This is a genomic window from Clostridia bacterium (genome assembly GCA_017394805.1).
Taxonomy (GTDB): domain Bacteria; phylum Bacillota; class Clostridia; order Christensenellales; family CAG-1252; genus RUG14300.
In genome coordinates this window covers 22,467-34,591 of sequence record JAFPXC010000016.1, presented here as the reverse complement: position 1 = coordinate 34,591, position 12,125 = coordinate 22,467, and the positions used below count along the sequence as shown (strand labels likewise).

The window sequence follows — 12,125 nt, the reverse complement described above, 5'->3', positions numbered from 1 at the left end:
CCGAGAAGGTGACGCTGTAAACGGTCTCGCCCATCTCGTTCTCGGTGACGTATTCCATATCCTCGCCCGGCCAAGCGGACAATTCCTTGTTGGCCGCGCCGTTGTAAATATAGGCTTTCAACGCGCCCCAACCTTTGTTGTTGGTGAAGTAGACGGTGCGCGTGGTTTCGCTGGCCGTCCATTCGGGCGTGGCGGCTACCACGTTGATCTTGAAGGTGGTCGTCTTGCCACCGTAGGTCACGGTGACGGTGACGTTCTCCGCCACTTCGGACGAGTCGTAGTCAAGGGTGATATCCTCGGTGACCACTTCGGACGTTTCGTCCGAATAGAACGCCGTGACGGTGACGTCCGACAAGGCGATCTCGCCGTCTACCTCGATATCCTCGCCGCCGTAAACCGCGGTGATATGGTCCAAAGTCTTGGGAACGTAGGCCACGTATTTGGTGTCGGCGGCCAGCCACTTGCCTTGGTCCGCGCCCTCTTCGGCCACTTGCGCGGTGAGGTAGTATTGGTCGTTGCCCTCGCCTATCTCGGTGAGGTCGATATTCACGGTTTGGTTGGCGTTGCCCTCGTTGCCGTTGAGGAAAATGATACGGGTGTAGGACACCGAGAAGGTATAGCTGTAAATCTTCTCGCCGTATTGATTATCCTCGACGTAGGTCATTTGCTTGGTGCCCCAAGCGGCTTCGGCATGGGTTTCGCCCTTGCCGTCCACCGCCCAAACGTAGGCGCACGCTTTGGCCCAATCGTTGGGTTTGGTGAAGTAGATGGTGCGCGTGGTTTCACTGGCCGTCCATTCTTCCTCTTCCTCGACGAAGGTCACGGTGATGGTGTCGGTCTTCTCTTGGTAGGTAATGGTGATGATGACGTTGCCGGCCGCAGTGTTATCGTACTCGCCGATGGCGAAGTCGGTCACGGCGGCGGTCGATTCGTCCGAATAGGTGGCCGTAACCGTGATATCATCTTTGGAGACGCTCTTGCCCACGGTCACATCGCTGCCCGTGTATTCGGCGGCGATGGAGACCAAGGTCTTGGGTGTGGGCGCTACGTATTTCCATTGACCGACGGCCCAGCCGCTCTCGCCCGCGCTGTCGCCCGCGATATAGTAGGCGTTGTTGTCGCCCTCGAGATCGGACAAAGCGACGTCAACGGTCTGCACGTCGCCACTATTGAAGACGATGGTATCGTAGGACACCGAGAAGGTGACGCTATAAACGGTCTCGCCCATCTCGTTCTCGGTGACGTATTCCATATCCTCGCCCGGCCAAGCGGACAATTCCTTGTTGGCCGCGCCGTTGTAAATATAGGCTTTCAACGCGCCCCAACCTTTGTTGTTGGTGAAATAGACGGTGCGCTTCTCTTCGCTCGGCGTCCATTCTTCCTCTTCCTCGACGAAGGTCACGGTGATGGTGTCGGTGAGTTGCTCGTAACGCACGGTGACGACGACCTCGCCCGCCGTGCTGTTATCATAGGCGTCGAAGACGAAGCCCGCGCCGATGGCCTCCTCTACGGACTCGCCGTTGACGAGGTAGTGACCTTGGACGGTCACGTCGGACAAAGCGACCTCGCTACCTACGGTCACGTTGCCGCCCGTATAGGTGGCGGTAATGGAAACCAGTTCTTTGACAACGGCGTCGTGCGTCCATTGCGCCACGGTCCACTTGCCCTCTTGTTTCTCTTCGGGATAGTAGGCGTCTTTGCCCTCGGCAAGCGAGGTAAGGTCGATGTCAACTGTCTGTTCTTCACCGAAGGTGAAGACGACGTTGGTGTAGGACACAGAGAAGCTGTAACTGTACACCTTTTGCGAATAGTCGTTGGTGTACTCGTATTTGGCCGCTTCTCTGTCGTTCCAGGTGGTGAGTTCGTGCTTGTCGTCGCCCTCGCCCACCCAAACGTAGGCGTACACGGCCTCGTCGTTTTGGTTGTTGGTGAAGTAGACGGTGCGCTTCTCGGCGCTGGCCTCCCACGCGGGAGTCTCGGTCACGTCGACGAACCACGCCGTCCATTGCTCATTCTCGTATTTGAGATAGATATTGTAAATGCCCGCCTTGCTTTCGTAACCCGCGCATTGCACGGTGCTGTCGTTGACGAACACGCGGACGTCGGTCGCTCTATCCTCGTCGATCTCAACGCCCTTGGCGACGTATTGTCCCTCTTCCAACGCCATATCGTAGGCGGTGACGCCCACCTCGGTGACGTAGGTAACGCGGCTATTGTCGAAGGCTTCTTTGCTGGCGTAAGCGACGCCGCCCGCATAGTAAGCGGTCTCGCCCTCGAAGGCGTAGATGCGGCTCTGCGCCGCGCCGTTGTTGAAGATGATATAATAGGTACCCGCGGGCGCGAGAACGGAGAACCAACCGTCCTCTTCGTTGGTCATGCCGGCACCGCCCCATTTGCCCAAATGTTTGCCTCCCGCGAGGTCAAAGCCGTAGGCGTTGACGGTGTCCCACCCGTTGCCGTTGTAGAAGTACACGGGGACGCGGGTTTGGACGGAAGGCTCGACGAAGGTGACCTCGATAGCGTCGGTCTTGCCCTCGTAGGTGACGGTGATGGTCTTAGTGCCCGCGGTGGTCTTGTCGTAGGTGCCCAAGGTAAAATCGGTGACGGCTTTGGTCGATTCGTCCGAATAGGAAGCGGTGACGGTGACGTCCGATTTGGCGACCTCCGTGCCCACCTCGAGATCGGCGCCCTTATACTCGGCCGCAATGCCGACTAAGGTGGGCTCGCCGGGCGTTTCTTGCGCGACGTAGGTCACCTGAAGGGTGCCCATTTTCTCGGTGCTGAGATAGACGTCGATAGTCTTAGTGCCGGCGGTCGTTTTGTCGTAGGCGCCCAAGGTATATTGGGTGTCGACGACGACAATTTTGGTCGTGCCGTCCGAATAGGTTGCGGTGGCCGTAATCATAGAAACGTCGACGTCGTCACCTACGGTGATTTGGCCACCGTTGTAGGCGAAAGAGACGGACACCATCGTGGGCTCTCCGGGCGTTTCTTGCGCGACGTAGGTCACTTGGAAGGTGGCCGTCTTGCCCTCGTAGGTGACTGTGACGGTTTTGGTGCCCGCGGTGGTCTTGTCGTAGGTGCCGATGGTGAAATCGGTGACGGCTTTGGTCGTCCGGTCCGAATAGGAAGCGGTGACGACGACGTCCGCCTTGGCGACGTCCGTACCTACCTCGAGATCGGCGCCTCGGTACTCGGCGGTGATGCCGACCAAGGTGGGCTCGGTGGGCTCGCCGGATTGGGCCTTGCCCTCTACGGTGGCGGTGGCCGTCTTGGTGACGCCATTCTCCACGTAGGTGAGGGTGATGACGTTGGCACCCACTTTCTCCACGGTCTCAATGCCCAAACGCACGCCCGTCACCACCTTGGTGGTGCCGTCGGTGTAGGTGGCGGTCACACGAAAATCGGCGGCCGTGATGGCGTCGCCCACGGATTTGGCGGCGCCCACGTATTCAGCCGAAATGGCCGCCAAGGATATCTCCTGCACCCACTTCGCGTAGAGCGTGATATCGTTGGTGACTTCGACAAGGCTCATGCCGTTGTCGAAGGTAAGGGGCGTCTGGCACCCCGCGTCCAGATACCACCCCCCGAACGTGTAGCCCGTGCGGGTGGGATTGGTCAACAACGCTTCGCTGATGGCGTCGCCGTCGGCCACCGTCAAGGTGGTGGCGGTAGCGCCCTGATAGTTGTAGTCAAGAGTCACGGTGTAGTCGGCGACGTTGGTTTTGTCATTGCCATTGTTCTTGTCTTTACAGCCGACGAAGGTAGCCGCGATCAACGCGACGACCAACACGACGGTCAAAACAGTCCAAATCTTCCTACTCATAACATTTCTCCTTATAAATTATAAATGCGCGCGTGTGCGCGACTTTTAATTAGTTTACGCATTCGTCAGAACGCAAAGTCGATGAACGTCTTAAACGCCGCGCGCCATGCGCCCTCGTTGTGCACAGCACCCACGGTAAACGAAGTGCCGACGCGACCGAACTCGTCGTAGCCGACCGCACGGAGCAAGGCTTCCAACTTGACGGCGCCCGCCGTCTCGCCATAGTCGTAGAGCGCGTTTTCCAAGTCGTCCGAGCCTTCGCCATGGCCGCAGTAGACGAACATTGCCTGCGGATAGGCGCGCGCCGCCACCTGCTCGTCGCGGGCGAGGAACGCCTGCCACGTGGTGAGGTCGAACAACGCGGTGGCGGGAGAGAACGCACCCACGACCGAATAGAGGTCGCTATCGCGCAACCCCAAATAGAAGGCCGCCAGGCCGCCCGAACTGCTGCCCGCGATGAGGGTGTCCTCGCGCCCCGTATAGACGTTGTAATTCGCATTGATATAGGGAATGAGCGTATTGCGAATGAAATCGCCCAACAAATCCAGCGTACCATTTTGGTAGTAGGCGGTCTCGTCGTTGCCGCCCGCCCGCGTCAACGAGGACAAGGAGCCGAAACTATCCTCGGCCATCGTCAACTGCTTGTCGCGCCAATGCATATTGAGGCCGTCCGTATCCTCGCCGTTGTCCACGCCGACCACGATACAATCCACGCCCGCCACGGCCAAAGCCGTGTTGACGCCCCAACGGGTGGCGCTACCACCCTCCACGTCGTAGCGGTCGAAGAGGTTTTGCCCGTCGAACATATACAGCACCTTGTATTGCTTGGTGGTGTCGGCGGCGTCGTACCCTGCGGGGGTGTAGATATGCACTTTCTTGACGCCGTCCTTGGCCCAAGTGCCCACACCCGTAAATTCGTGCGCGGTGACGGTGCCGAGCGCGGCGCCCACGTATTTGTCTTGATAGGGGCTCACGTCGTATTTATCTCCCTGCTTGTCGGTGGGATAGTAACCGTTGACGTCTGCGGTCAGCGTGATATCCACCGTTTGTTCTCCTTGACCTCTGTTGTTGAAGATGATCTTCTCGAAAGATTTGCCCGTCAAATCGTAGGCGTAAACGGCCTGCGCGAACTCGTTGGTGGCGACGAACGCGCACGCTTCGCCCGGCCACGCGGCATTGCTCGTTGCGCTCTCGCCGTCGCCCGACCAGGCGTAGGCGTAGACGGCGTCCCAACCTTTGATGTTGGTGAAATAGACGTTGCCGTCCTCGGCGGGGGCGTACGCGTCCGCGACGATCTCGTAGGTCATCGTGCATTCCTTGGCTACCGCGCCCTCTTGGTAGCGGACCGTGACCGAATGCTCGTCGTTCATCGCGGCGTAGTCCTGCGACAACGCGTAGGCGGTGACGACTTTCTCGCTACCGTCCGAATAGGTGGCCGTGACAGTGACGGCGGCCTTATCTAAGGCCGCGCCGCGCTTGACCGCGCCCGCATAGGTGGCGGAGATGGACGTCAAGGTCACCGAAGGCTCCTCGGTGCCGCCCTGCTCTTGTTCACCCTGGCCTTGATCGGGGTTGACGGGCGTGGTGCCCGAGCCGCCGTTATCGCCGCTATCGCCGCTATTTCCGTTATCGTTTTCGTTGGGGGTTTGATTATTGTCGCCCGCATCGTTGCCCGTCGAAGATTGACCACCCGCGTCGGGTTGGTTGGGCGACCACTTGGCGTAGTAGGTGTTGTTGGTGCCGATGACCGTGCCGCCGGCGGAAATGCCTGCCGGGGACGTGCATTCCTTGTCCGTAAACCAGCCGTCGAAATAGTAGCCCTCGCGGGTGAGGACGGGCACCTTGCCCAAATCGTCCTTGGCAACGACCACCTCGACGACCTCGGCCCCTTCGTAATTGGGATCGAACCGAACGGTAAACGACTTGTTGCCGCAAGCGGTCAAACAGCACGCGCCCATGAAAAACACGCAAATCAAAGCAAGCACAAGCAATCTTTTCATACACAACTCCTCGTAGCGCGCATATTGACGCGCACGGCGCTCGCACTCACGCGCGTAGCGCCTTGGGCAATTCGGGCCACGTCCGCTCGGTGTACGGTGGCACACACAAACGAAAAAGAGCGAAAAATACCGCATTATCATTGTAACACCTACAAATAGCCTTGTCAATATACAAAATTACTAAATTACGCATAAGGCGGGCGCGTGAGTTTGCCATAGGCAAACGGGCGCGCGACGAGCGACGGTCGAACGCCGCGTGCGCCGAGAGAACGCCCGCGTGCGCCGAGAGAACGCCCGCGAAACCGCGAAGAAAAACGATACACGCAAGCCTAACGCCGACAAGTAGGGCAAAACGCCCGCGACGGGGCGAAAAAACCTAAGGCACGAATCGAACGGGACGGTACCCCGCGTTGGACGGCAAGAGAAAACACAACGGGAACGAACACGCGCCGCACGCCCGAAAAGTGCGCCGCTTTTGATAAAAAAATATTAATGCTTTTCGGCGTTTGGTAGCGAAAACCCCCCGTTTTTGCAGGGGTATTCGCGCACATTGTTCGGCGAATGAACTGTTTGGCGAAAAAACAAAAAATTGACTATTGCAATCGTCGCACGCGCGTAGTATAATATGAGTAAGTTACCCAACCATGCGAGGGCGGGTACAAATTATAAGGAGGATTTTGAATGAAGAAGATATTACTTATCGTAGCCGTTGTACTGTGCGTAGCCATCGCGGGCACCGCTCTGGCCGTCAGTTACAATAGCGCAACCCCCATCACGGGCACTCTTACCGCCGACTCCTATTTGAAGTTGAGCTTGGATAGCTGCTCCGAGACGGCTATCACTGTCAACCCCGGTACGCCCGTGGTGTACACCATTCAATGCGACGTGACCAAATCGACGAGCGTCACCGACACCGGCACTTTGACCATCACTTTGGCCAACGTGGGTGAGCAAGACCTCGACGACGTGACCGTCGCGTTGTTCACCGACGCCGCTTGCACTTCGGCCGTGGCGGGCAAAACCCAAACCGGTGCAGGCAGCATCTCCGTGACCGGCATCGACACCACCACCACCTACTACGCCAAAATCAGCGTGCCCTCTGCGTTGACCGAAGCAGATTGCACCGCTTGCGGTGGTACCATGACCTTGAGCTTCGTCAAGGCATAATAGGAGGTAACCGATATGAAGAAGAAATTATTAGTTTCCCTTATCGCAATCGTATTGGTCGCCGCCGTGGCAGGTAGCTGCTTCGCTTTGTACAGCGTGAACGCTACCAACAAGGTAGTCAGCATCAGCGCGGGCTATCAAGTGGTCAATATGCAATTCAAGAACGCCGACAACAGCGCCGTATTGGCCGACGTCGACTTCGACGACGCCTTCTCGCCCGACCTCACCACGCAAACCGTGGACGTCGTACTCGCTATCACCAACGGTGCGTTGGCCGACGGTGTGCACGGTCTCTTCACCGCCGCTTTGACGGGCACCTTGGCCTCTCACGTTGACGTAACCGTCAACCTGCTGACCGCTGTGGGCGGCAGCCTGTCCACCGACATCACCGCCTCCGCCACCGGCGCGGGCTATGACATCGCCCTCTCCGCCACTCCCGTGGCCGTGCGTATCACCGTCGCTCTGAAGGCCGCGGATATCGCCGACTTCGCGAGCGCAGCCGAGACGACCGGCACCTTGACCTTGACCTGGGCCAAAGTCGCGGGCAGCGTGTTCACCTATGACGACAACGCGTACTACGTAGTCGGCACCGTCAACGGCGTCACCGCTTGGTATCCCTGCGCCACCAGCGTGTTGATGAACGACACGCCGGGTGAAGGCAACCAAGCCAAGAAAGCCTCCGTCACCTTGCAAGCGGGCGACAGCATCAAAGTCGTCAAGGGCTATGAGACCAGCGCCACTTGGTACAGCGGTCAAGAAAGCAATAATACCGTCACCGGCGTTTCCGGTATCGACGGCGACGGCAACGTGCAAATCGACGCCAACGGCACCTATGACATCTACGTGAATACGAGCGGTCAAATTTGGGTAGCCGTAGCAGGATCCTAAGCACACCTAACCTAAACCAAAGCACCGCACGGTAAACGCCGTGCGGTGTCCCCTTTGGGGACCGCCCTCGCATAAGGTTGGAAATGTAGGACAAGATGCAAGCAAAAGAGTATTTCAACAAACCGAATACGACCGTACGAATCCTGAAGATAATCGGCAATATCGTTTTTTACGTGGTGATATTGGCGATTATCCTTTTTGGTATCATCGGCGTGGTCGGTCGCTTCAAAGGAACGGGCGGCGGCTTCGGCTTCGCGGGCTACAACGCCTACGTGGTGGCCAGCAATTCCATGTACGCCGTACACCCCGACAATTTCCGCAAGGAAGACATAGAGGCATTGGGCGATACGCAGTTCGCAAGAGGCGAGCTGGTGATCGTGCGCAATCTCAAGCCCTCGGACGAACTGAAAGACCTCGATATCGTCACCTTCCCCCAAGACAACGTGATTATTATCCACCGTATCGTGGGTATCTACACGGACGGCTCGGGCAGGACCTTCTACGTGACGCAGGGCGACGCCAACAACAATACGGACGGCGACCGCACGCGCGAGGAGTTCAAGGGCATTATGGTGGCCAACTGGGGCCCGAAAGCAGGCACTTTCGTCACCTTTATCCAAAGCGGCTGGGGCATAGCCGCCATAGCGTTGGCCCTGGGTATCGCAATAGCGGCGTGGCTGGTGTACGACGCCATCAAGGACAAGGAGAAGGTGTTGGAACCGGAAGACCTACCGGAAGAGGAGAAATCCGAGGCATAGCCTCGGGAGAAATTGGCGCATAGTGCCATCCTGAGCGAAGTCGTCAATGCGACGTAGCCGAAGGACCGCTTCACGCGGGTGAAATCCGCTCGAACCACGAGCGGGAGAAATCCAAATGCAAGCGTTTGGGATATGGTTGGATATAACCGCCGATGGTGGTGAGATAGATGGGAGTGCCTCTACCGAGGGGATTCCTCGATAAACTCGGAATGACGCGCGTGACATGGATATGGTCCCGTCGTGATAAGGCGTTAAAAACGGCATAGCCGACATAAAACGAAATACGACAACGAAAAGAAGGAACGACGTTGAATAAGGCATTGGCAAAAAGCATAACCATAGTGATTGCATTGATACTGGCGCTGACCGCAGTAGGCAGTGCTTTTGCCGTATATTCGGTGAACGCCACGCCCGTCGTGGTGAATATTTCGGCCGCTCTGCCCTCCCCCGACGTCTGCCACGTATTGGGCCTCGGCGGAGATTGGACGGCGGCCAACGCCAACACGATGACCTATTCGGCGGGGACGTACACCTACAACGACAAATCCATCGTGGGCGGCAACAAATTCAAAGTGTACAACGCCACCCAAGACAGTTGGAACGACACCGTGGCCGCTTGTACGCCGCCCTATACGAAAGACGGCGACAACAATATCGTACTCACCAAGTCGGGCACGTACGACATCAGTTACGTCATCGGCACGGGCATCACCGTGACGGCGGACAGTTACGACTACACCGTGACGGGTATTCCGTCCTGGTACACCTCGGACGGCGCGCTCATCTTCATCTACGCGTACTACGACGACGGCAGCACGCACGACACTTGGGTGAAGCCCACCACGAGCCTCAGCAGCTCCTATACCGCCACGTTTACCCTGCCCGCCGCCTATACGACGATCATCGTCGTGCGTTGCGACTCGACCACCACCGAGGCCAACGTCGATTGGAGTCACAAATTCCACAATCAATCGACCGATTTGGACGTTTCGGGTACGTCGACCGTATCCTACGAATAGAACTCAACCGAAAGCATAGTTTACCCGCCGCAAGGCGGTTTTTTTTGTCGGACGAAGCAATATTTATATCTATTGACAAAAAATCCCCTCGGCACAAGGCCAAGGGGATGCAAATGGTGTGTGATTAGTTAGAACTTTCTGCGCCCCAACTTTTGCCAATAAGCCAAATCAAATACACATCGTGTTCGTCAAATACTCATCATAGTCTTCAAGCAATTGCTGCACTTTGCTCCATACCGCTCGTACTTCTGCCTTGTCGATGGAGGCAAAGCTGCGACAAATGCGTAATTTGGAAGGATTAAACCATTTATCAACCATACTCGGCGCCGAAAGGGCAATAAAAGCATCTATAAGCCCGACATACTTTGCATCGTCGGCATAGTAACTGTTCAACACTTCAATGAATTCCTCTATGCTAGCGGACACATCGCTCACGCAAACGGGAAGATTCCACTCTTGCACATAAGCAGGTGTAAGATAACGTGTAGGTTGACGAACAATAGCCAATACGGCTTCGTCGGACAGCCCTTCAACGACGGCATCGAAGGCAGCTTTTTTGCTCTGCACATCGTTACTCGCTTCGAGCGCTTTTTTGTCGGCAATACCCTTTTTCGAACGTAATTCGTTGACTTGGCAAACACCGTCTTGAACCTCGGCATAATTCGTCTTAACCGGCTCATCGTAATTGGTCAGGCAGGATTGCAAACCACGCAGTTTGGAAACTTTTTCCTCCGACGTGATGGATTTTTCGAGAGATTTGACATTATCGCAATAATACTTGGCGCGTTTTTCGTATTGCTTGATAAGCTCCTTGAGCGGAGTGAATTGCTCCGTGCGGTTTTTCACATCCTCGCGGCCCGTCCAAGCACTTTCGGCCTTGTGCAACTCTTGTGTTTTCAAAACAGCCAAGACTCTTTCGTACGCCTTTTGATGTGCCTCACACTCTTCCTTCTGCCGTTTCAACGCTTCCTTCTTCTTTTCCTCAACTTTGATTAAGTCCTCAATCTCCGTATTCAACTTAGTAGTCGCTTTCTCCAAGTTACGTTTTGCCTCTTTCGCTGCTTCGGTGGCATTATGCGCCTCGCTTTTGGCCGCCTCCCAAGCATTCCGAGCGACGACAACGCCCTGCCAAGCCGACACATCGGGCATCGAATCGAAGATGGGTTCATCCCGTTTCACCGCGTTTTTAATGTTTGCTACGACCTCTTTCTCCTTACGTTTGACAGCCTTTTTCTTGCCCTCTTCGCAGGATTGGCGATACAACTGACGCAATTCTTCGGACACGATGGGATCGTTACCTTTGTCATTGATGTCGGCAATGGTGGCTTCGGCTACCATCTGCAGAATCTCCGCCTTACGCAAATTGGCACGATTGCGTATGACGACAGTCGGATCTTCCTCTCCACCAATGACGACGGGGAAATAATTCTTGTAGCGTTGGTATTTGTCGTACAATTCGAACACTTCATCCTTGCGCGAAATAAACGCCTGCTTGAAGGCCTCGAAAGACGCAAAGCCCAACGCAACGAACGCGATTGAACGGTCGTCCTGCTCGATGGGTTCGTAGAACTTGTATAAGTTGTCCCGATACTCGTCGAACGTAGTCGCGGTTTCGAGCGCCTGGAGAAATGCCTTTTCCACACCCAAGTTGTCTATAGGCGAGAAAGGATCGAACAAGCCGTCGCTACATACAAAAAACGCACACGGCGAATCGAACTTACCAATGGTTATGCTACTTTGCGGTAGGTGTGGTTCATCGTCATTGGCCTTGAATCCGAACAGTTTATTGATGGCGCCGGACGAATCTTCGTGATCTTTGGACAACTGGCGCAAGCCTTTATCGGGCATCAATGCGTAAGCACGCGAATCCCCCGCCCATAAAACATTATATTTGACGAGGTCATCACCCTCCGACCAATAATACTGCAAAGACACCAACGTCGTGGGCAATACCATTTGACAGGTAATCGTGCCGGCACGCAAATCGAAAGTGCGCTTGGTCTCGCATAAACCATCGTTAATAAATTTCTCGACCTCTTCAATCGTGTTTGGATCCACCATACGCTTATTATCGTGAGACAATACGTAATACACATAACGAGCGATAACAATGCGCGACGCCCATAAGGCGGACGTGTCGGGATCATCGTCAATCATGGGTTCAAGCATCTTGTCCACCCACTTTTTGTACTGTTCAAGCCAAGTGGGTATTTCAGCGTCTTGCTCCGATTCTCCCTTCTTTGGTGCATCCCATTCGGCCAACTCGGGTAGGAATGCCGCCCGCAGGTCGGCGTCAATCGTCTTGTAACGCTCGGCAGCCAATCGGTGCACGGTACTACCCGAACCGCCCAAGCCGTCTGCCACCACCAACAATCCCGAGTCCTCGTCTTTATAAAAGAAAGGTTCGGCGTCTTCGTTATGCAACGGTTTGTAAAAAGTAAAACTCTCTATCTTCATAGAACTCCTC

Annotated in this window: 7 protein-coding genes; 4 read left to right on the top strand and 3 right to left on the bottom strand. The window is 55.9% G+C overall.

Annotated features, from left to right (window positions below; all coding sequences use genetic code 11):
* Both II896_04555 and II896_04550 read right to left on the bottom strand, forming a co-directional pair.
* On the bottom strand, window positions 1–3,826 hold a 3,826-nt coding region (locus II896_04555), incomplete at its 3' end, for a starch-binding protein (protein ID MBQ4443916.1).
* 65 nt (window positions 3,827–3,891) lie between these two features.
* Entirely contained in the window at window positions 3,892–5,826 is a 1,935-nt protein-coding gene (locus II896_04550) for a starch-binding protein (protein ID MBQ4443915.1), read from the bottom strand.
* A 681-nt stretch (window positions 5,827–6,507) separates the two neighbouring features.
* Between II896_04550 and II896_04545 the strand changes: the two genes are divergently transcribed.
* The 4 genes from II896_04545 to II896_04530 all read left to right on the top strand — a co-directional run bounded on the left by II896_04545 (window position 6,508) and on the right by II896_04530 (window position 9,658).
* Complete coding sequence (locus II896_04545; protein ID MBQ4443914.1) at window positions 6,508–6,993, top strand: hypothetical protein; 486 nt, start codon at window positions 6,508–6,510, stop codon at window positions 6,991–6,993.
* A 15-nt stretch (window positions 6,994–7,008) separates the two neighbouring features.
* The gene (locus tag II896_04540) at window positions 7,009–7,881 is read left to right on the top strand and encodes a hypothetical protein (GenBank protein ID MBQ4443913.1); all 873 of its coding nucleotides are present in this window, start codon (window positions 7,009–7,011) and stop codon (window positions 7,879–7,881) included.
* A gap of 95 nt (window positions 7,882–7,976) precedes the next feature.
* Window positions 7,977–8,639: a hypothetical protein gene (locus II896_04535; GenBank protein ID MBQ4443912.1), complete on the top strand. Its 663-nt coding sequence runs from the start codon at window positions 7,977–7,979 to the stop codon at window positions 8,637–8,639.
* 341 nt (window positions 8,640–8,980) lie between these two features.
* Window positions 8,981–9,658: a hypothetical protein gene (locus tag II896_04530; protein MBQ4443911.1), complete on the top strand. Its 678-nt coding sequence runs from the start codon at window positions 8,981–8,983 to the stop codon at window positions 9,656–9,658.
* 168 nt (window positions 9,659–9,826) lie between these two features.
* Here the strand turns inward: II896_04530 and II896_04525 are convergent, their stop codons facing one another.
* Window positions 9,827–12,115: a hypothetical protein gene (locus II896_04525; GenBank protein ID MBQ4443910.1), complete on the bottom strand. Its 2,289-nt coding sequence runs from the start codon at window positions 12,113–12,115 to the stop codon at window positions 9,827–9,829.
* Window positions 12,116–12,125 lie beyond the last annotated feature (10 nt).

Bases quoted from the DNA above. Each gene is read 5' to 3' on its own strand.
- II896_04550 (MBQ4443915.1), bottom strand. From the start codon at position 5,826: ATGAAAAGATTGCTTGTGCTTGCTTTGATTTGCGTGTTTTTCATGGGC.
- II896_04545 (MBQ4443914.1), top strand. From the start codon at position 6,508: ATGAAGAAGATATTACTTATCGTAGCCGTTGTACTGTGCGTAGCCATC.
- II896_04540 (MBQ4443913.1), top strand. From the start codon at position 7,009: ATGAAGAAGAAATTATTAGTTTCCCTTATCGCAATCGTATTGGTCGCC.
- II896_04535 (MBQ4443912.1), top strand. From the start codon at position 7,977: ATGCAAGCAAAAGAGTATTTCAACAAACCGAATACGACCGTACGAATC.
- II896_04525 (MBQ4443910.1), bottom strand. From the start codon at position 12,115: ATGAAGATAGAGAGTTTTACTTTTTACAAACCGTTGCATAACGAAGAC.